The sequence below is a fragment of the Pseudomonas sp. GW821-FHT07G10 genome, from assembly GCF_059418545.1.
Window position 1 is genome coordinate 15,062 of record NZ_JBWKQB010000042.1, and the last position, 19,045, is coordinate 34,106.

Below are 19,045 nucleotides of genomic sequence, written 5' to 3' on the forward strand. Positions count from 1 at the left end.
TCATAGGACACCTTCCATCCGCAATATCAGGTCTTTTATTGTGTAGTCGCCCACGAGCTGATCCTTGACCTCGTCGTCGAAGACGATGACGACACGATTCGCCAACTGGGCAATTTCATCTTCTTCGTCCGACACCACGACGACACCCAGCCCCTCGCAAGCCAGTCCGCGCAGTAGTGCATAAAGTTGCTCCTTGGCGCCGACGTCAACGCCGCGCGTCGGGCTTAATGCCACAACGATATCCGGGTCACGGCAAAGCGCCCGGGCAAACACGACTTTCTGCTGATTGCCACCACTAAGTTGGCTGACCGGCTGTTCAAGTGAGGAGGCAACTACATGAGTCTGTTGTGCCAGCCGCTCGACGTGCGCGGTTTCTCCACGTTTGCTGATAAAGCCAAAGCGGTTGGACAAGATGTCAAGCCCACCAATCACCACGTTTTCGCGCACACCCAGTAGCCCCACGTACCCACTCACATGCCGGTCGGTGGGCACCAGCCCGATTTTGGGCAATGGGCCGCGCGGATTACTGATCTGCCCCTGCTCGGGTTTGCGCTGGCCTGCCAGAATCATCGCCAACGCTTCCTTGCCGCCACCGACAGGTCCGGCCAAGGCGACGATCTCACCAGCGCGCACTTCAAAATCGATGATGTTTTCGGAGCGAGGGCCAATACGAATGCCCTTGGCCTGGATCAGGCTCGGTTGCTTATCGCGGGTGTAGTCCTCGCGAATACTGCGTACCGTTTTCTTACCCATCATCAAGTCAGCGATGGTGTCGACATCCAGGCCGTCCACAGGCTCGCGCTCGCGCACGACCTGGCCGTCACGAAGAATGGTGACAACATCAGCGATCTCGAAAATTTCATCCAGGTGATGGGAAATGTAGATGAACGACACACCCTGGGCCTTGAGTGCACGCACCTGCTCGAACAGGATCTTTTTCTCGGCGTTGCTCAGTGCCGCGGTCGGCTCATCGAGAATCATCACCGGTACGCCACGGCTGAGCGCCTTGATGATTTCCAGCAGTTGGCGGGTGCCTGCATCCAGCTCGGCCACCAGGGCATCGGCACGGATGTCGATGGCCCAGGTACCCAGCAGCTCCTCGGCCAGCGCCAGCGTGCGGGTATGGCTGACCGTACCGAACTTGCCGCGAACCTTGGGGTTTTCCAGAAACAGGTTTTCAGCCACGGTCAGCAGATTGAACAACTGCGGCGTCTGCTGCACATGGGCAATCCCTTCGCGGATTTTCGCCGCGTAATTCTGGGCGTTGGCCGTAACTTTGGTGTTGGCAATTCTAATCGTGCCAGAGTCCGCGGGTGTGAACCCGCTCATGGTGGAAACGAGAGTGCTTTTTCCGGCGCCATTGCGCCCCAGCAGCGCGTGGACCTCACCGCGCATGAGAGTGAAGTCCACCCCGCGCAAAGCACGAGTGGAACCAAAGGTCTTGGCAATGTTGCGCATTTCGACGATGGGGCGTTGCTCGTCGTTGATATTCAGATTCATGGTTTCAACCCTGTGTGCGGCTTACTTGTTGACCATGTTTGCCCATAACTGGGGCGACTCGACGTTGGCCAACGTCACCAACGTGGCCTTGAGTTGATACTGAGGCCCCACAGGGGTATCAACGACTTGGCCATCGTCGCGCGGCCCGATTTCGATCTTTCCACCCTTGGAAACCAGGTCGATCAACTCGGCGGTTTTCGTCGCGTAGGCATTGAGCGGCTGCGAGATCGTCGCATCCAGTGCCTTACTGCGGATCAACTGCAGGCCCTGGGGGGTGCCATCCACGGCGATGCGAATAATCGCATCAGGGCTACCCACCGGCGCGCCTTTGCCAGCGGCATTGACCTGCGCGTTGACCGCCGTGGCCATCAGCTCGGAGGCCATGAAAATGCCGTTCAGGGAAGGCACCTGGGTCAAGACGTTCTGGGCAGCATCGGCAGCCATATCGGCCGTCCAGTCGGTAGGCCGCTGGATCAGTTTTATCGCGGGCGCCAGCCCTTGCATGGTTTGCGAGAAGCCTTTGGAGCGATCCAGGCCATTGGGCGTAGTCAAGCCGCCCTGTAACTCCAACACCGTGCAAGTGTGGGCGGCCCAGCATTTTTTACTGCTCAATCGATTGACCATTTCCTTGGCCGCCTGGGCTCCGGCATCGACGTTGTCGGCACGGATAGAGGCGGTCACTTTGCCGCCCGACGGCACGTCGTCGATGGAAAACACCAGGACGTTCGCGGTGTTAGCCTGCTTGATCACCGGCACAATGCCTGCGGCATCAATCGGGGCAAAGACGATGGCGGTAGCACCGTTGGCAATCAAGTTCTGCAAGGCGTCGACTTGGGCGGTCACATCACCGTTTGGATCAGGAGCGCCCAACAGCGTGAAGCCCTTGGCCTGGAAAGCCTTTTTTGAGAGGTCCAGCATGAGCGTCTGGAAGTCGTCTTTGAGGAATTTTGGGGTGAAACCAACCCTGACTTCAGGATTGCTTTGGGCTTGGGTCGTGCCTGCACCCATGGCCAGCACCAATACACTGGCGACCAGTGTAGATACCGCTTGCTTATGCTTCGTGGCAAATTTCATATTCTTCCTACTCTTTATTGTTATTGGAAGCCGCCCGTGCGCCTACCAGGCTTGCCTGGCTTGCATCAACCGCGTTTTATCGTGAAACAATCCGCTTTGCTGTACCGGCGCTTTATACCGGGCATCGGGAGACCCCGAGCGCGCCAGCGGCACAACCGGGATTTCCCTCGTTATTTGAATGCGTTCACTACCGGGCGGTCTTGAAACGTTACGTGCACTGCCCTGAGTGAACGCAGACTGACGTCCTGATCAATCCGAGATTTCTGCCACTCGCACCAGGCGACGCTCGTGCAGCGAGAGATAAGCCGCTTCAGCAAGGATCAACGCCTTGCGACCATCCTCGAAGCTGGCCAGCGGCGCTGCGCCTTTTTCCACGCAGTCGACAAAGCCATCGATCTCGGCCATGAACGCCTCGTGGTAGCGTTCCAGAAAGAAAAACTGATAAGGCTCGCTGCTTTCTACCGTGGTACTGGTGAAACGACGCAATTCGTGGGGCTTGCGGTTATCGGAAATCAGCATGCCTTTGTTGCCCAACAGCTCTACGCGCTGGTCGTAGCCATACACGGCGGCGCGCGAGTTGTTGATGATGCACTGCTTGCCCGAATCGGTGCGCAGGATGAACATGGCGCTGTCCACTTCATTGAGCTCGGCGCCGAGCACCGGATCAACCAGTGCGTTAGCCACAGCGAAGACTTCGGTCGGCTCTTCGCCCAGCATGAAGCGCGCAAGGTCGAAGTCATGGATGGTCATGTCGCGGAACAGACCGCCCGCCGCTTCCAGGTAAGCGCGCGGAGGCAGGCCTGGATCCCGAGAAGTGATGATCACTTGATGCAAATCACCAATGTCGCCGTTGAGCAAGGCGGCGCGAGCGGCACCGTGGCCTGGGTCGTAACGACGGTTAAAGCCGATCTGAATTGGCAGTTTGGTGTTGCCGATTTTCGCCGCGCAAGCATTTACCCGCTCAAGGCTGAGATCGATAGGTTTTTCGCACAACACAGCCTTGCCTGCGGCAATGGCTTTCTCGATGTAATCGGCGTGGGTGGGGGTGGCGGTGGCAATCAGTACAGCATCCACTTCAGCCGAAGAGAAAATTTCCTCGGCGGTAGCGGCGGCAGGAACGCCTTGCGCCAGTGCGACCTTTTCGGCCGAAGGGCGATGGACGTCATAAACAGCAACCAACTGAGCTCGGGGGTGTTTGGCGACGTTATCAGCGTGCATCTGGCCGATACGGCCACAACCCAAAACGGCAATGCGTAACATAGGTTTCTCCCTGGCGTGATGCATCTCTGCATCTGTGTTTTTGTTCTTGAGTGAAGCGAAATATCTTGCATCCTCACGCCGATGTCAATATAAATTCCACCTCAACAATAAGCGCAATTTTCATTGCAAGAGGAGTGACTTTAGATGAAACGATTTGAAGGCAAGATCGTTGTCGTGACCGGAGGAACGCAGGGGCTGGGGGCTGCGGTTGCCACGCATCTGGCCAACGAAGGCGCCGACGGCATCGTCACGTGCGGGCGCAGCACCCGCAAGGGCGAGGCCGTCGCCCGTAGCATCAGCGAGCAGAGCGGTTGTGCGGTGCATTTCGTCGAGGCTGACCTCACCAAGGTCGCTGATTGCCGCCACGTCATCAAAACTGCCGACGAGATCTTTGGCCGCATCGATGTACTGGTCAACGCCGCGGGCCTGACCGAGCGCGGAGATATCCTCAGTACCAGCGAGGACCTTTTCGACCGCATGTTCGCGGTCAACACCCGCGCGCCGTTCTTCCTGATGCAGGAAGTGATCAAGCGCATGATCAGAGACGAAATCGAAGGGACGATCATTAACATCGGCTCGATCGTCGAGCACGCCGGCCAACCGTTCAATGCCTCGTACTGCGGCTCCAAGGCGGCACTGGCCACCCTGACCCGCAACACGGCCTTCGCCGCCATGCGCAACCGGATCCGCGTGAACCAGCTCAACATTGGCTGGATGGCGTCCGATGGCGAGGACCGCATCCAGCGCGAATTCCACGGTGCCGACGATAACTGGCTGGAGAACGTCGCGGCGCAGCAGCCGTTCGGGCGCCTGCTCGCGCCCAGCGAAGTGGCCAAGGCAGTGGCGTTCCTGGGCTGCGATGAGTCGGGAATGATGACCGGCTCGGTGATCAACTTCGATCAGTCTGTATGGGGCGGCTATCAGTACGGGCCACCCACCCCCGAATCGAAGCTGACCCTCTGATCGACGCTCAACCCATCAATACCCGTTCCGGCCAGGCAGACCACGTGTCGTTCTGCCGCCGTGACGGGTAGCAGCGCCTGCAGAGGCTGACGAGGAAAAAATACGGCACCGCAGGATTGCAAAATGAACGGAATATAAATCGAATAAAGGTACCGGTCATGTCCACCCCAACTGGAACCTTCACCCCCTCCACTTCGATTCGCAGGCTTTCCAGCAAACAGTTTGCGTTCGTCTTGATCACCAGCCTGTTTTTCATCTGGGGTCTGTCCCATGGTTTGCTGGACGTATTGAACAAGCATTTCCAGGACACCTTAAGCATCTCCCATGCCCAATCGGCACTGATCCAGACGTGCTATTTCGCCGCATAATTCTTCGTAGCGCTGCCGGTTGGCGTATTGATCGAGCGTTGCGGTTACCGAACTGCCATTCTGGTCGGCCTGGCCCTCTTCGCCGTCGGCGCATTCGGGTAGGTGTTCTTTCTACCTGCCTTCAATATCGCTGGTTTCGCGGTCAAGCCGGTTTCGCTGACCTATGTTGTCCTAACGGCAGCGGTCGTGCTGATGATGCTGGTGTTCGCCACCTACGAACTGCCCGAAGGCAATTTGCCTGTACGGGTTGAGCCAGCAGCCGATTAAAGTGGTATCAAGTAGAAGTCCCGGTCTGGCTGAAGCGGTAGATTAACGCGCAATAGAACAGCAGTGCCAAAGCGGCCAGCAAGCCTCCAACCTGCCCTATGTAGGCGAACCCGAGCTGGCCGCCCACCCAACTGCCAAGAAGTGCGCCAGCGCCGATGCCGACGTTATAGATTCCGGAGTACAGCGCCATCCCCACATCGGTAGCGTCCGGAGCCAACACCAGGATCTTCGACTGCAGAGCCAGCCCAAAACTCATGATCGCCATTCCCCAGATCAGACTGAGCGTTCCCAGATACGAAACCTTGCCACTCAATGGCAACAGCAATGCCAGGCAGAGCGTGAGTAACGCCACGGCCACAATCAGAAAGCGCTGCGGGTTATATCGGTGAAGCCAGCTGAAAAGCAGCGACCCCAAGATACCGGCACCACCAAACAACAACAGTATGAGAGTAACGACATTACTACTCATGCCGGCCACGGTCTGGACGAAGGGCTCGATGTAGCTGTAGGCGGTGAACTGAGCAGTAACCACCACTGCAGTCAGGCCATAGAGTGACACCAGCGCAGGTCGCTTGAACAATAAGGGAAGGCTTCTGAGGGAACCGGAATTCATACTGGGCAACAACGGCAAGGTCCTGGCCAACCAGAACACCAACGCAGTCGCCATCATAGCGATCACGATGAAGGTGGTGCGCCAGCCCATGACCTCGCCCAACAACCTGCCAAGCGGAACACCCAGCACCATCGCCAGGGTGGTACCGGTTGCCAACAAGCCCAACGCCTGCACCTGCTTACCCGGTGGCGCCAGGCGCGCTGCCAGAGATGCGGTGATGGACCAGAACAATGCATGCGACAGCGCCACACCGATCCGACTCAACAGCAGTACACCGAAGCTCGTGGCCAGGCTTGAGAGGACATGACTGATGATGAACATTACAAAGAGGACGATCAACAGCTTGCGCCGCTCGATGTTACGGGTCAGTAACATGACGGGGAGCGCCGTCAGGGACACCACCCACGCATAGATGGTAAGCATCAGACCAATTTGAGCTGTCGACAGGTCAAAGCTGCTGCCGATCGTGCTCAACAGACCAACGGGAACGAATTCCGTGGTGTTGAACACAAAGGCTGCCAACGCCAGCGCTATGACCGAATGCCAATTACCGTTAGTTTTAGTCACAAAGAGGCTCATTTAAAGTTTGTAAAGTTGGTGAAATCCAGACTATATCCCCTGACGGTAGCAACACACACGTACGGCGAAAAACTGTTTTTCACTCACGAGGCTGACAGCACTCGAAGAGATTTTTAAAGTCTTGAAGTTAACCAGCCAGAGACGTATCCATTGAATAATAAAATAGACTTAAGACTTGATCTTGATTTTATGATGCCGTTCTCCAATGTCTTGCACCTCCCTTTCGCCGAAAAGCTAAAGGCCACGATGCTTGCTGGATTCAGCGAGTTGGCGATACAGCCGCAGGAAGTATAAAAATAAATCGACTGGGACTCTCGATAGAGGACATGAAATTCATGGACGAAGATCATGGAGTGACCATTAGTCGACTTGATCCGCTTTGCAGTTGGAATCCAGACTGGCATCCGATCAATATGGACGACACCTTTATCTCGGATCCTGATGAACAACTGGATTCTGTCGGGCAAGAAAATCGATGCCGTGGCCGCCAACGCCGATGAAATGGCCATTGGCGCGGCGATGGCCATCAGCCAGGCCAGCATGCACCCGGGCAAAGACATCCTGGTCGGTGGCAGCGACGGCGGCCCCGCTGGCCTGGACGCGATCAAGAAGGACCAACTGCTGGTGACCGTCTACCAAGACAACAAAGGCCAAGCCATCGCCTCCATTGATCTGGCACTAAAGATGATCAGGAAAGAACCCTATAAGGCACAGTTGACCATTCCCTATCAGCTAATTACCAAGGCCAACTATCAAGACTTCCTTAACCCTTGATTGGGGCGGGCTGCACGACCGACAGGTGAAGGTTGGATAGAAAGAAAAAGTCGCTCCGCAGTTCCAGTGTCCGCTTAGGGTCCAGGCTGCGTAAAAACGTTTTAGAACTGGTTTGTAGTAGTCAACTAATCCCAGACACGACGTTAAGTTTTTTCTCGGCCTGAGCTGACATACGGACACCACCTTATAGCAAGCCAACAGCCCACACATGTGAAGAAGCCCGACGCTGGAACGCTCGCCGGGCTCTTTCCATCATTGCTCTGCAATGATGGTGTATCGGGTTTAAGGCAAAGGATCGAACTTCAAGTTGCCAAGGCTCTGTACTTTGTCCTCACGAACCATTTTGTAGGCAGTGTTCGGACCGATCCAGCGGTCCCAGATTGCATCGATCTCCCCCGCCGTTTCCATCGCCATCAGCGACGAATTGACCTTGGCCAGAAAGGCTGGCTCATCCCGGCGCATGCCCGCGCCAATCGGTTCGAGGGCCATCGGCTCCTTGGCCAGTGCTAGTTCGACACCACTTTCCTTGGCCTGCCCGACCAGCTTCAAGGCCGTCATGGTGTTGGTCACCAGACCCACGACCTTATTCTGTTGCAAGGCCATGTAGGCCGAGCCGGTGTCCTGGAACGTCACCGGCGTGGCCCCGGCGATACGAATCGACTGCTCAGAGGTCGAGCCTTTGGTGGAGCTGATGCGCTTGTCCTTGAAGAAGCTTTTTGGCTGATCCGCGTTGACAGCACGCACCACCAGGGTTTCCTTGGCGATGTAGTACGGATCGCTGAACTGGATCTGTTCGGCCCGGGTCTTGGTGTAGGCCAGGTTGGCGAAGATCACATCGACGCGGCCCATTTTCACTTCAGGAATTCGTGCTTCCACCGACAGCGGCTTGAGTTCCAGCGCCACCCCCATGGTCTTGGCCAAGGCCTTGCACAAATCGACGTCCATCCCTACCAGCTCACGGGTTTTCGGATCGGGGGCGGAGAAAGGCGGCACGTCGGCATACACACCGCAGCTCAAGGACTTCTTGGCCATGATGTCGCTCAATTGATCGGCCTGCGCCACTGCGACAGCCAGAGGACCTAACGCCAGAGCGGTAAACAGATGCTTCATATGCATGGAAAAACTCCTGGGATTGGAAAGTCTTATGGCAGTGGTAGCAAAAATCGGATCTGCTCAATGAGCCCGCAGATCGGAGATAAATCGTTGCGCTCGCGGGTGCGCGGGCTGACTGAAGAAGCTCTCGGGAGTGCTCTTTTCCAGAATCTGACCCGCGTCCATGAACCAGATGGTATCGGCGACTTCCCGGGCAAAATTCATCTCGTGGGTCACGCACATCATGGTCATTCCATCCTTGGCCAACCCCTTCATGACACCCAGCACTTCACCGACCATTTCCGGGTCGAGTGCACTGGTGGGTTCGTCGAACAACATCACTGGCGGCTCCATCGCCAAAGCCCTGGCAATCGCCACCCGCTGCTGCTGGCCGCCGGACAACTGCGCCGGATAAGCACCGGCCTTGTGCGCCAGCCCAACCCGATCGAGCAATTCCATGGCCCGCTGCTTCGCGGCCGAGCCTTTCAGACTGCGTATTTTGGTGGGCGCCAAGATGATGTTTTCCAGCACTGACAGGTGCGGAAAAAGATTGAAGCTCTGGAACACGAAACCCACACGGCTGCGCAGTCGGTTGAGATGTGCATCAGTGCCGTGCACATCCTGGCCATCAAACAGAATCTGGCCTTTCTGGATGTCTTCCAGGCGATTGACCGTGCGGATCAGCGTCGACTTTCCGGAACCCGACGGCCCACACAGCACTACCACTTCACCGGGTTTCACTTCGGCGGTGATGTCGGTCAGCGCGTGATAGTCGCCGTACCATTTGTTGATGTTCGAAAACATGATCATTGGATGCATGGACGCAACCCTCTTTAATTATCGATGGCCAGCAAAGGATCACCCGTCACAGCCTGACCGCCATTCCCCAGACGCTTGCGAGCGATACGACGCTCCACCCAGCCGGCCAGATGGGTCAGGCCGAAACAGAGCAGGTAGTAAATGACCGCCAGTACGCAAAACACCTGGAACGGTTTGGTCAGTAACTGGTTGTTGACCTGATTGGCGGCGAAGGTCACTTCCTGGACATTGATCACATAGCCCAGCGAGGTTTCCTTGATGATCGAGATGAACTGGCTGATCAGGCTCGGCAGCGCGTTGTACAAGGCCTGCGGCAAGATCACCCAGATCGTCGTGCGCATGTACCCAAGACCCAGAGCCCGCGACGCTTCGTATTGACCCGCCGGCAATGCCTGGATACCGCCGCGAATGATTTCGCACAGGTACGCACTCTGGTAGATCACCAGAGTGCAGAGCATGGTCACGAACCCGGTGATGTTGTGGCCGATCAGCAGCGGCACCAGGAAGTAGGTCCAGAAAATCACCATCAGCAACGGGATACCCCGCAGCACATACACCCAGACGGTGGCTGCCCAGCGCAGCCCGGCCCAGGGCGACACCCGTGCCAGCGCCAGCAACAACCCGAAAGGAAAGGCCAGCAACAGCGCCAGCGCCGCCAGAATCAAAGTACTCGCCAACCCGCCCAAGGGGCCGTGCGGGTACTGGCCGATCAGAAACAACGTCCAGTTCTGCTGCACAATCGAAAAGATATCGAACATCGTCGCCTACCTCGCCAGCGCTTTGTTGAAGCGCCGCGCCAACAACGCGCCGAGCCCCATCAACAGCAATGAAAAAACCAGGTAGAACACCGTGGCCACCAGATAAGACTCGAACGTGCGAAAGGTGTAATTCTCGACCTCGCGAGTGGCATACGTCAGTTCCACCACGCCGATGGCCATCGCCAGACTGGTGTTCTTGAACAGCAGCACCGTGTGGTTGATCAGGGACGGCAGGCAATTGCGCACGCCTTGCGGCAGGATCACGTAGCGCATCGAACGCACATAACCCAACCCGAGCGCCCTGGAGGCTTCGGTCTGCCCTGCCGGAATGGCCCGCAAGCCGCTGCGGATGTCCTCACAGAAATACGCGGCCTGACACAACCCCAGCGCAATCACCGAGAACAGATATTCGGTGCTGTAGTTCGCCAGCCAGAGTTGCGTGGACTCGCTCAGCAAGGTCGGCACGCCGAAATACCAGAGCATCAACTGCACCAGCGTCGGCACATTGCGGTGGTAGGACACGTAGCCTGCCACCAGACGGTCGGCAAGTTTGTTGCCGGTCAGGCGTATGGTCACCAGCAGCAGCGCCAGGGCCATTGCCAGCAGCCAGGCGAACAACGCCAGCTGCAGTGTTATTTCGATACCCTTGACGATCAGCTCGGCATATTCGCCTTGCAGAACCGCGGCCAAATCGAAGTCATGCTTCATGGTCAATCCCTATCGACATTGGGCTAGCGGCAGAAACAAAAAGTGCAGGAAAAAGTCGCCAGGCACAGCCGTGGCGTAGGTACTGCGATGACGGATCGATCCGTTCTTCTGTAGTGCACGTTGCGAAGCGAGAGCTCAGCCTTGGTAAAAAGCTCAGCCCTGGTAATCCTGCGGACGGGCCGTCGAAAGACCGCCAGGCACTTGCAGGGTCGGGGTGATTTCCATATGCCCGACATTGACCGCAATCGGTGCAGCGATGGCAAACGCGATGGCGTCAGCGATGTCCTTCGCCTGGGGCAGCTCAAACCCCTCGACGAAGCGTTTGTAGGTTTCCTCGGAGTCACCATGGACGTGAGCGAAGATGTCGGTGGCCACCCGTCCCGGGCAGATCTCGGTGACCCGCACCCGTTTGCCAAAGGCATCGATGCGCAGTTGCCGCGAGAGCATGCTCACCGCCGCCTTGGTCGCGTGATAAGTCGAGTTGCCGCCGAAGTTGTAGGCAGCAGCAATCGAACTGATGTTGATGATGTGGCCACAATCACGTTCGACCATGCCGGGCAGCGCCAGACGCGCCAGATGCAGTACCGCGCGCAGGTTGACGTCAATCAACAGGTCAATGCCTTCGGCGTCGGCCTTGAGAATCGAGCCCGGGCGGTCGACACCCGCGTTGTTCACCAGAATGTCGAACTGCTGCGTTTCGAACAGACGTGTCAGCCCGGCCAGATCGGTGACGTCGATGGCGTGAGCGATACAGCCGGTTTTAGCGGCCAGTTCTTGCAGTTTGTCGGCGCTGCGGGCCAAGGCATGCACCTGCACGCCTTCCTGACAGAGACGCTCGACGACCGCGGCGCCAATGCCGGAAGAAGCGCCGGTGACCAGCGCGGTTTGGTAATCTGAAAATGGCATGAACCTGTCCTCGTATTACGGGGCCGACTGCGCAAGGCGCATCGACCGGATATAGGCGGATCACTCGAGTGATCGCGATGACTTCGACTCTATCCAGCCCTGAAGCGCTGGACCAAGACGCAATGGTTGTGTGGCGATAAGCCCTGCTTATGACAGAGCGACCGCTACGCCAGCAGCTGCGAAATAGGCGTGATACAGCCGCCGGACTGCTCGATTTCACGACGAATCGTGCGTGCCAGTTCCACGGCGCCCGGCGTGTCACCGTGCAACAGGATCGAGTGCGCGGGCACGGCAATCCGCTTGCCATTGATACTGGTGACGCTGCCCTCCTCCAGTAACTGCCGAACACGCTGCAGCACCGCCGCCGGCTCCTTGATCACCGACCCCGGTATCTTGCGCGGCACCAGCAGGCAGTCATCGTCGTAGGCGCGATCGGCAAGAAACGTCGTGGCGACTCGCAAACCACATTTTTCGGCCGCGTTCTCAATGGCCCGACTGCTCGATGAACTGACAATCAGCGTCGGATCGAAAGCGGCCACTGCACAGATCAACGGCTCCGCCAGCGTTGCATCGGCAGCGACCATGTTGCCCAGCGCGCCGTGAAAACTCATGTGGGTCATGCGGTGGCCATTGACTGCCGCCATCCCTGCCAGGGCGCCGAGTTGATAGACCACGTAAGTCGCCAGCTCCCTGATCTCGATGTTCATCTGACGCCGACCGAAGCCCATCAGGTCCGGGAAGCCGACATGCGCACCCAGATCAATTGCGCCAGCCTTCGCCAGGCGCACGGTGTTGTCCATGATCAGCGGATCACCGGCATGGAAACCGCACGCCACGTTCGCCGATGAGATAAGGCTCATCAACGCTTGGTCTTCACCCATGTGCCAGGGACCGAAGCCCTCACCCAGATCAGCGTTCAAATCAATGTTCATAACGTCTCCCCATCGGCCGCAGTCAGGTGCATGAACGCCTCGCCATAGCCGACGGTCGTGCCACAGGGCACCAGTACTTCAGCTACCCGCCCTGCCCTTTGGCTGCGGACCGGCAACAGCAGGTCGCCGACTTGCAGCAGGGCAACCAGTTGGCCTTGTTCCACCCGACTGCCGATTGCCGCCAGCACCCCGCAATGCTCAGGGTGTGTCAGCAGCAAGCGGCCCAGGCCTGGAGTCGTCAATCGCAGTTCATCAATAGCGCCGGATGCCACTGGCACAGCGGTTTGTGCGGTTAATGCCGCAGGCGTCGCTACCTCGTCGTAACTGCGCTTGAGCAGCAGATGCAGTCCCGGACGACGTATTTCTGCGCCAGCCAGGTGGGACTCCTTCAGCCATACCGCCAACTGGCGGATTTCCTGATTTGTCATGTTTGAATGTCCTTAACGCGAGGCCAGCCCGTGAAGTTCGACCAAGCGGCGAACTTCCTCGAGGTAGCGCTGATTGTCTTCCAGGGCCGCGACGGCTTCGGTGTAGCTGCACTCGATAAAGCGCACCTTGCTACCGATCGGTGCCTGCCCCAGGCGCCAGAGGTCGGCTTCGATCACCGTGCCGAATTTCGGATAACCACCGCTGGGTTGCGCGTCACGCATCTGAATGATGGGTTGCCCACCGTGGGGCACCTGAATCACGCCAGGGACGATGCCATGGGAGCGGATTTCCATCGGCGCGGAGGGCAAGATCGGCGCACCTTCGAGCCGGTAACCGTAGCGGTTGCTCTGGGTGGTGATTTTCCACTCGCCGGCCCAGAACGCCGTACGAGACTCCTCCAAAAAGCACTCATATTCGGCAGCTGGCAGTACACGCATGGCCGGCAGCCCATCGCGCTGCAACGGCAACGCCAGGTTCGGTGACACCACGCCGAAATCTGTGGGCAGCACACTCGTTCCGGGCTGCAGTGCCGAGAGCCGATCGCCCTGCACTAAGGCCCGCCCTTGCAGGCCGCCGAACTCACCGCGTAGTTGAGTGCTGCGCGAGCCAAGCACCTGCGGTACGTCGACACCACCTGCCAGACACAGATAGGCGCGACTGCCTGAAGTCGGGTAACCAAGGCTGAGCACTTGGCCTTCCCTGGCCTGCGCCACCCAGAACGGCGGCAATGGTTGACCGTCGAGGGAGGCTTGGCAGGCGGCACCGGTCACCGCGAAAGCACAGTCCTGAACAAACCGCACCTCGAACGGAAACAGTGGAATCTCGATAGCCGCCGCGTCCTCGGGATTGCCCAGCAACAGGTTGCCCAGTGCCAGTGCCAGATGGTCCATTGCGCCGGAGGTTCCCACGCCATAACCCAGGCTGCCGAAGCGGCCGAAGTCTTGCACGGTCGCCAGGGCGGTGGCCGATAGAATCTCGATCATCGAATGATCCTCTCGATGCGCAAGCGCAACATGTCACCCGGCCGCAGCATGGCCGGAGGGTTTTGGGTCGGGTCGAAAAATGCCATTTCGGTCCGGCCGATAGTGTTCCAGCCGCTGGGACCGGCCGATGCGGAGACACCGGTCTGCACCCCGCCAATCGACACTGAGCCGGCGGCAATACTGATCACCGGCACCTGCCGCCGTGGCGTGGCCAGACGCGAATCCATGCCGCCTAGGTAGCAGTAACCCGGATGGCTGCCCAAGGCGTACACCGGATACAGCGGCTCGCAATGCAGATTGGCGATGGTGTCGATATCCAGCCCGGTGTGCGCCACCACATCATTCATGTGCGGACCGAACTCGCCGCCATACACCACCGGCAATTCGACGATGCGCCCTTCAAGCGGCAACGGCTGGCTCGCCTCCCACGCGTCGAGCAGTCGCTCGCAAAGACCGTTGAGGTCACGAGGCGGCTTGACGAAGGTCAGCATCAGGTTGTTCATCCCCGGGACCGCTTCATGGATGTCGGACCATTGCCCGACCTGCAAGGCCAGGCTCCAGATCCGTTGCTGCGGCGCCAGACTCAGCTCGCCGGGAACTTCGAACAGCAGGGCCGTGGAACCCAGCAGGCTGATATGCGGACGCTGCGATACAGAAGCAGTACTCATGTCGGACTCCGTTGTTGCAGCCAGCGCTCCAGGTGATGAATGTCCACGCCACCGGCACAGAACGCCGGGTCGACAAGAATGTCGCGGTGCAGGGGAATGTTGGTCGAGATGCCTTCCACGCACATTTCACTCAGGGCCAGGCGCATACGGGCCATGGCTTCATCGCGCGTCGCGCCGTGGGTGATGACCTTGGCCACCATCGAGTCGTAGTAAGGCGGCACCCGATAACCGCTGGTGACATGGGAATCGACCCGTATTCCAAAGCCGCCGGGGACTTCCCAGCGCTGAATCAGCCCCGGAGTCGGCATGAAGGTCAGCGGGTCTTCGGCGTTGATCCGGCACTCCAGCGAGTGGCCATTGAGTTGCACGTCCTGTTGGCGCAGCTCCAGCACTTCGCCTCGGGCCATGCGCAGTTGTTGCTGGACGATATCGATGCCGGTGGTCATCTCGGTCACGGGGTGCTCGACTTGCAGCCGCGTATTCATTTCGATGAAGAAGAACTCGCCGTCCTCATACAAAAACTCGAAAGTACCGACGCCGCGATAGCCGATCTGCCGGCAAGCCGCCACGCAGCGTTCGCCGACCTTGGCGATCAATTCAGGATCAATGCCCGGTGCTGGCGCCTCTTCCAATACTTTCTGGTGCCGTCGTTGCAAAGAGCAGTCGCGGCAACCCAGCCAGATCGCGTGGCCATGGGCATCGCATAACACCTGAATTTCGACATGCCGTGGATGGCCGAGAAACTTCTCTATGTAGAGTTCCGGATTACCAAAGGCCAGCCGCGCCTCCTCACGGGTCAACGCGATCGCATCGAGCAGCTCTCCCGCCTCCTTCACTACCCGCATCCCGCGCCCACCGCCACCACCGGCTGCCTTGACGATCACCGGGTAGCCGATTTCCCGGGCGATGGTGCGAATGCTGTCATCGTCGGTTGGCATCACCGAGTCCGGTCCAGGTACGCACGGCACGCCGGCTTCACGCATCGCACGCTTGGCGGCGACTTTGTCGCCCATGGTGCGAATGCACGCGGCGCTGGGGCCGATGAAGGTCAGGCCAGCAGCTTCGATGCGCTCGGCAAACCCGGCATTCTCCGAAAGAAAACCATAACCCGGATGGATCGCCTGAGCGCCGCTGACCTTGGCGGCGAACAGCAACGCCGTCTGGTTCAGATAACTCTGGCTCGGTGACGCCGGCCCGATGCACAGGGCCAGGTCAGCGTTTTGCACATACCGGGCGTGGCGATCGGCCTCGGAGTGCACCACCACGGTCTGCAACCCCAAGCCACGGCAAGCACGCTGAATGCGCAGGGCGATTTCGCCACGGTTGGCGATCAGCACTTTGTCGAACATTGAATTCACCTGAAAGAGGATGGGATTGGAGTCAGCCGAGACGGAACAACGACTGACCGGCTTCGACTTCGGCACCACTCTGGGCGAGGATCGCGTTGATCTTGCCAGCGGATTTGGCCTTGACCGGGTGGAACATTTTCATTGCTTCGATGACCGCCAGGGTCTGGCCGGCTTCGATCTGCTCACCGACCGTGACAAATGGCGCTTCCCCCGCGGCGGGCGTCAGATGCAGGACGCCGTACAGGCTGGCCTTGATCTCGAGCACCTCCACCGTTGGGGCATCAACCCTGGGTAACAGCGGAGTCGATACCGGCGAATGATCGGCCACCGACTCGGCCGCCTGGACCTTCCCTGTCTGCTTGAAAAGACGAACCGTGCTGTCGCCTTCGGTCAGACTCAGTTCGAGCAGATCGGATTCGGCTAGCAAATCGATCAACCCCTTGATGCGTTCTGAATCCATGCGTGGCCCCTGCCTGTCGAGCGTGTCTGAGTGGATGGGGATCAATGTAACGAGCCCATCAAAAGGCGACCAAGACGCTTTGGCTTTGGGGTAATAAGCCGTCCTTATGACTGGCTAGATGAGGCTGCCACGCATCTCGGCGACCAATTCGAGCAATATCGCCTTGACTGCCTGGGCCGGCACGGAAAGCGGCAGGTGACCGGACAAACACAGCGCCAGTGGCGCCTCGATCTCGGGCTCGACAATGCGACACATGTGCACCGAGGTGGCGGCGACCATCACCCGCGCCGAGGATTCGGGCAGGATGGTCGAACCGAAGTGCTCGGCGACTGCGGCGGTCAAGGTGATCGAAGATTCGATTTCAGCCACCACCCGCGTGTTCATGCCGATGCGCAGGAAGGCTTCGTCCACCAAACGGCGCATGACGTTGTAGGGACGCGGCAGGAGCATGTCCATGTCCGCCAGTTCGGCCAGAGGAATGTCTTCACGATCGCTGACTGAGGGATCGGCGCTGACCAGATAGAGGTTCTCACGCAGCAGCGAGACGAAGCTCAAGCCATGCACTTCACGCCCACCATAGAGCACGGCCATGTCCATCCGGCCGTTCATGATCAACTCGCTTAACGTGGTACCGAAGTTTTCATTCAGGTACAGCAAAATGCCCGGATGTCGTTCGCGCACCGTGCGCAACAACGGCAAGGACAACGCCGATGCAGCGGTGCCTGGCGCCAGGCCTACCGACACTTGACCGGACAATGCCTGCCCGGTGGCATTGACGTCACTCTGAGCCTGTTCGCATTGGCGCAGAATGATTTGCGCATGGCCATAAAGCACCTTGCCCGCTTCGGTCGCGGTGACCCCGCGCTTGGTCCGGATCAGCAGTTGTTGCTGCAGTTCTGCTTCCAGCGTGGCCAGTTGCTGACTCAGTGCCGGCTGCGCGATATGCAGCACATCGGCGGCCTGGGTCATGCTGCCGATATCGACGAGTTTCACGAAATACTTCAAACGACGCAGATTCACGGTGGCGGTGCTCTTGCTCGAAAAAGGGAGGCTGCCCACAGGCTTTAGCAAGAGCCAGGCCAGCCCCGGAGATCGCGCGCGTTGTTAACTGCACGGCTCAGCCATAAGCCTTTGCTATGGCTCGACGCTTCGCGTGCGAATTGGTGCCCGCAACAGGCGTACGGGCTTGAGCGCACCACTTTAGTGCCACCCCTGTTCAGTTCCAGCCATAAGCACTTCCTATCAGACCAGAACGATCTCGTCTTATGAGTCCACCGACAGCGGCTCGTACTGTAGGGCCTCGTCAACGTCATCAACGAGGAACGACACGTGACCGCCTCCCGCATCGCCGCCCGTGTGCAACGTATCAAACCATCGCCCAGCAGCGCCGCTTCCGATCGTGCGAACGAACTGCGCCGGCAAGGCAAGTCCATCATCAACCTGGTCGTCGGCGAGCCGGACTTCGATACCCCGGCGCATATTCGGCAGGCTGCCAGCGCCGCCATCGAACGTGGCGAAACCCGTTACACGCAAAATGCCGGCACCCCGCAGTTGCGCCAGGCGATTGTCGACAAACTGGCACGGGAGAACGGTCTGAGCTACGGCGCGAATCAGGTCCTGGTCACCAGCGGCGCGAAGAGTGCGATTTTCAATGCGTTCGCCGCCACCCTTGGCGCTGGAGATGAAGTACTGATTCCCGCGCCGTACTGGGTGTCATACCCCGACATGGTGCTGGCCTGCGAAGGTGAGCCCGTCACTCTCGCCTGCCCCGAAGAAAACGCCTTCAAACTGACCCCGACTCAATTGCGCGGCGCGATCACCGAACGCACCCGCTGGCTGCTGCTCAATTCGCCCAGCAACCCGACCGGTGCCAGCTACAGCGCCGCCGAACTAAGAGCCCTGGCCGATGTGCTGCTCGAGCATCCGCATGTATTGCTGATGACCGACGACATCTACGAACACATCCGCTATGAAGGCCTGGACAACCCGCACATCCTCGCCATCGAACCGGCGTTGACCGAGCGCACCCTGGTGGTCAACGGCGTGTCCAAGACCTATGCCATGACCGGCTGGCGTATCGGCTACGCCGCAGGCCCGGCCGACTTGATCGGCGCCATGGCCACCCTGCAATCGCAATCGACCAGCAATGCCTGCTCGGTCAGCCAGGCGGCAGCCGTCGAAGCGCTCAACGGTGATCAACGCTTCGTCAAGGAAAGTGTGGTGGTCTACCGGCAACGACGTGATCGCTGCCTGGACCTGCTCAACGCCATTCCCGGCCTGAGCTGCCGCAAACCCGACGGTGCGTTCTACCTGTATGTCAACTGTACGGGTTTGCTCGGCAAGACCACTGCCCAAGGCAAGCAACTGGACACTGACTACGACGTGGTCATGTACCTGCTGGAAAGCCAAGGTGTGGCCGTCGTGGCAGGAACCGCCTATGGCCTGGCGCCATTCTTCCGGATGTCGATAGCCACCGACATCAAGACCCTCGACGAAGGTTGCTCGCGGATTGCCGCTGCCGTTGCGGCTCTAGGCTGAGGAAC

The 19,045-nt window shown here is 58.9% G+C and carries 20 protein-coding genes and 1 pseudogene; 5 read left to right on the forward strand and 16 right to left on the reverse strand.

The features are described 5' to 3' along the window. The 3 genes from AC07O1_RS28475 to iolG all read right to left on the reverse strand — a co-directional run bounded on the left by AC07O1_RS28475 (position 1) and on the right by iolG (position 3,834). A complete protein-coding gene (locus AC07O1_RS28475; protein ID WP_495090947.1) occupies positions 1–1,500 on the reverse strand; it encodes a sugar ABC transporter ATP-binding protein in 1,500 nt (499 codons plus the stop codon). A 21-nt stretch (positions 1,501–1,521) separates the two neighbouring features. Beyond that, positions 1,522–2,574 carry a sugar ABC transporter substrate-binding protein gene (locus tag AC07O1_RS28480; RefSeq protein WP_495090948.1) on the reverse strand — a complete coding sequence of 351 codons (1,053 nt, stop codon included), beginning with the start codon at positions 2,572–2,574 and terminating at the stop codon, positions 1,522–1,524. A gap of 249 nt (positions 2,575–2,823) precedes the next feature. Beyond that, positions 2,824–3,834 carry an inositol 2-dehydrogenase gene (iolG, locus tag AC07O1_RS28485; RefSeq protein WP_495090949.1) on the reverse strand — a complete coding sequence of 337 codons (1,011 nt, stop codon included), beginning with the start codon at positions 3,832–3,834 and terminating at the stop codon, positions 2,824–2,826. A gap of 144 nt (positions 3,835–3,978) precedes the next feature. Here iolG and AC07O1_RS28490 point away from each other — a divergent pair, with 144 nt between their 5' ends. From AC07O1_RS28490 to AC07O1_RS28500, 3 genes are all read left to right on the forward strand, one after another. Next, positions 3,979–4,797 (forward strand): SDR family oxidoreductase, encoded by an 819-nt coding sequence (locus tag AC07O1_RS28490; protein WP_495090950.1) that lies wholly within the window; start codon positions 3,979–3,981, stop codon positions 4,795–4,797. A gap of 158 nt (positions 4,798–4,955) precedes the next feature. After that, positions 4,956–5,165 carry a hypothetical protein gene (locus tag AC07O1_RS28495; protein ID WP_495090951.1) on the forward strand — a complete coding sequence of 70 codons (210 nt, stop codon included), beginning with the start codon at positions 4,956–4,958 and terminating at the stop codon, positions 5,163–5,165. 102 nt (positions 5,166–5,267) lie between these two features. Continuing rightward, on the forward strand, positions 5,268–5,432 hold the full coding sequence (locus AC07O1_RS28500; protein ID WP_495090952.1) for a hypothetical protein: 165 nt from the start codon (positions 5,268–5,270) through the stop codon (positions 5,430–5,432). 7 nt (positions 5,433–5,439) lie between these two features. On the opposite strand, the gene AC07O1_RS28505 is transcribed toward AC07O1_RS28500, so the two are convergent. Next, positions 5,440–6,612, reverse strand: a complete 1,173-nt coding sequence (locus tag AC07O1_RS28505) for a sugar transporter (protein WP_495090953.1) — start codon at positions 6,610–6,612, stop codon at positions 5,440–5,442. A 447-nt stretch (positions 6,613–7,059) separates the two neighbouring features. On the opposite strand from AC07O1_RS28505, the pseudogene AC07O1_RS28510 reads away from it, so the two are divergent. After that, positions 7,060–7,398, forward strand: a pseudogene (locus tag AC07O1_RS28510) (substrate-binding domain-containing protein); the annotation flags it as partial. Between the two features lie 282 nt (positions 7,399–7,680). On the opposite strand, the gene AC07O1_RS28515 reads toward AC07O1_RS28510, so the two are convergent. The 12 genes from AC07O1_RS28515 to nac form a co-directional block, all read right to left on the reverse strand. Next, on the reverse strand, positions 7,681–8,514 hold the full coding sequence (locus AC07O1_RS28515) for an ABC transporter substrate-binding protein (protein WP_495090954.1): 834 nt from the start codon (positions 8,512–8,514) through the stop codon (positions 7,681–7,683). A 57-nt stretch (positions 8,515–8,571) separates the two neighbouring features. Continuing rightward, positions 8,572–9,300 (reverse strand): amino acid ABC transporter ATP-binding protein, encoded by a 729-nt coding sequence (locus AC07O1_RS28520; protein ID WP_495090978.1) that lies wholly within the window; start codon positions 9,298–9,300, stop codon positions 8,572–8,574. 23 nt (positions 9,301–9,323) lie between these two features. Beyond that, positions 9,324–10,067: an amino acid ABC transporter permease gene (locus AC07O1_RS28525; RefSeq protein ID WP_495090955.1), complete on the reverse strand. Its 744-nt coding sequence runs from the start codon at positions 10,065–10,067 to the stop codon at positions 9,324–9,326. Between the two features lie 6 nt (positions 10,068–10,073). Next, positions 10,074–10,775 carry an amino acid ABC transporter permease gene (locus AC07O1_RS28530; protein ID WP_495090956.1) on the reverse strand — a complete coding sequence of 234 codons (702 nt, stop codon included), beginning with the start codon at positions 10,773–10,775 and terminating at the stop codon, positions 10,074–10,076. Between the two features lie 153 nt (positions 10,776–10,928). Continuing rightward, a complete protein-coding gene (locus AC07O1_RS28535; protein WP_495090957.1) occupies positions 10,929–11,681 on the reverse strand; it encodes an SDR family oxidoreductase in 753 nt (250 codons plus the stop codon). A gap of 164 nt (positions 11,682–11,845) precedes the next feature. Then, positions 11,846–12,613: a LamB/YcsF family protein gene (locus AC07O1_RS28540; RefSeq protein WP_495090958.1), complete on the reverse strand. Its 768-nt coding sequence runs from the start codon at positions 12,611–12,613 to the stop codon at positions 11,846–11,848. After that, entirely contained in the window at positions 12,610–13,041 is a 432-nt protein-coding gene (locus tag AC07O1_RS28545; protein ID WP_495090959.1) for an acetyl-CoA carboxylase biotin carboxyl carrier protein, read from the reverse strand. Before AC07O1_RS28545 ends, AC07O1_RS28540 begins: the two co-directional genes overlap by 4 nt. Before the next feature lie 12 nt (positions 13,042–13,053). Beyond that, positions 13,054–14,025 carry a 5-oxoprolinase subunit C family protein gene (locus AC07O1_RS28550; RefSeq protein WP_495090960.1) on the reverse strand — a complete coding sequence of 324 codons (972 nt, stop codon included), beginning with the start codon at positions 14,023–14,025 and terminating at the stop codon, positions 13,054–13,056. Next, positions 14,022–14,693: a 5-oxoprolinase subunit PxpB gene (gene pxpB, locus AC07O1_RS28555; RefSeq protein WP_495090961.1), complete on the reverse strand. Its 672-nt coding sequence runs from the start codon at positions 14,691–14,693 to the stop codon at positions 14,022–14,024. Before pxpB ends, AC07O1_RS28550 begins: the two co-directional genes overlap by 4 nt. Then, positions 14,690–16,042 carry an acetyl-CoA carboxylase biotin carboxylase subunit gene (gene accC / locus AC07O1_RS28560; protein ID WP_495090962.1) on the reverse strand — a complete coding sequence of 451 codons (1,353 nt, stop codon included), beginning with the start codon at positions 16,040–16,042 and terminating at the stop codon, positions 14,690–14,692. The genes pxpB and accC overlap by 4 nt, the downstream gene beginning before the upstream one ends. A gap of 31 nt (positions 16,043–16,073) precedes the next feature. Further along, the gene (locus AC07O1_RS28565) at positions 16,074–16,502 is read right to left on the reverse strand and encodes an acetyl-CoA carboxylase biotin carboxyl carrier protein (RefSeq protein WP_495090963.1); all 429 of its coding nucleotides are present in this window, start codon (positions 16,500–16,502) and stop codon (positions 16,074–16,076) included. Positions 16,503–16,616: 114 nt separating this feature from the next. Continuing rightward, the gene (gene nac / locus AC07O1_RS28570) at positions 16,617–17,522 is read right to left on the reverse strand and encodes a nitrogen assimilation transcriptional regulator NAC (protein WP_495090964.1); all 906 of its coding nucleotides are present in this window, start codon (positions 17,520–17,522) and stop codon (positions 16,617–16,619) included. A 309-nt stretch (positions 17,523–17,831) separates the two neighbouring features. Here nac and AC07O1_RS28575 point away from each other — a divergent pair, with 309 nt between their 5' ends. After that, complete coding sequence (locus AC07O1_RS28575; RefSeq protein ID WP_495090965.1) at positions 17,832–19,040, forward strand: aspartate transaminase; 1,209 nt, start codon at positions 17,832–17,834, stop codon at positions 19,038–19,040. The last annotated feature ends 5 nt before the right edge of the window (positions 19,041–19,045 follow it).

Excerpts from the sequence above, each read along its gene's own strand:
- AC07O1_RS28475 (WP_495090947.1), bottom strand. The coding sequence starts at position 1,500 with ATGAATCTGAATATCAACGACGAGCAACGCCCCATCGTCGAAATGCGC.
- AC07O1_RS28480 (WP_495090948.1), bottom strand. The coding sequence starts at position 2,574 with ATGAAATTTGCCACGAAGCATAAGCAAGCGGTATCTACACTGGTCGCC.
- iolG (WP_495090949.1), bottom strand. The coding sequence starts at position 3,834 with ATGTTACGCATTGCCGTTTTGGGTTGTGGCCGTATCGGCCAGATGCAC.
- AC07O1_RS28490 (WP_495090950.1), top strand. The coding sequence starts at position 3,979 with ATGAAACGATTTGAAGGCAAGATCGTTGTCGTGACCGGAGGAACGCAG.
- AC07O1_RS28495 (WP_495090951.1), top strand. The coding sequence starts at position 4,956 with ATGTCCACCCCAACTGGAACCTTCACCCCCTCCACTTCGATTCGCAGG.
- AC07O1_RS28515 (WP_495090954.1), bottom strand. The coding sequence starts at position 8,514 with ATGCATATGAAGCATCTGTTTACCGCTCTGGCGTTAGGTCCTCTGGCT.
- AC07O1_RS28520 (WP_495090978.1), bottom strand. The coding sequence starts at position 9,300 with ATGATCATGTTTTCGAACATCAACAAATGGTACGGCGACTATCACGCG.
- AC07O1_RS28525 (WP_495090955.1), bottom strand. The coding sequence starts at position 10,067 with ATGTTCGATATCTTTTCGATTGTGCAGCAGAACTGGACGTTGTTTCTG.
- AC07O1_RS28530 (WP_495090956.1), bottom strand. The coding sequence starts at position 10,775 with ATGAAGCATGACTTCGATTTGGCCGCGGTTCTGCAAGGCGAATATGCC.
- AC07O1_RS28535 (WP_495090957.1), bottom strand. The coding sequence starts at position 11,681 with ATGCCATTTTCAGATTACCAAACCGCGCTGGTCACCGGCGCTTCTTCC.
- AC07O1_RS28540 (WP_495090958.1), bottom strand. The coding sequence starts at position 12,613 with ATGAACATTGATTTGAACGCTGATCTGGGTGAGGGCTTCGGTCCCTGG.
- AC07O1_RS28545 (WP_495090959.1), bottom strand. The coding sequence starts at position 13,041 with ATGACAAATCAGGAAATCCGCCAGTTGGCGGTATGGCTGAAGGAGTCC.
- AC07O1_RS28550 (WP_495090960.1), bottom strand. The coding sequence starts at position 14,025 with ATGATCGAGATTCTATCGGCCACCGCCCTGGCGACCGTGCAAGACTTC.
- pxpB (WP_495090961.1), bottom strand. The coding sequence starts at position 14,693 with ATGAGTACTGCTTCTGTATCGCAGCGTCCGCATATCAGCCTGCTGGGT.
- accC (WP_495090962.1), bottom strand. The coding sequence starts at position 16,042 with ATGTTCGACAAAGTGCTGATCGCCAACCGTGGCGAAATCGCCCTGCGC.
- AC07O1_RS28565 (WP_495090963.1), bottom strand. The coding sequence starts at position 16,502 with ATGGATTCAGAACGCATCAAGGGGTTGATCGATTTGCTAGCCGAATCC.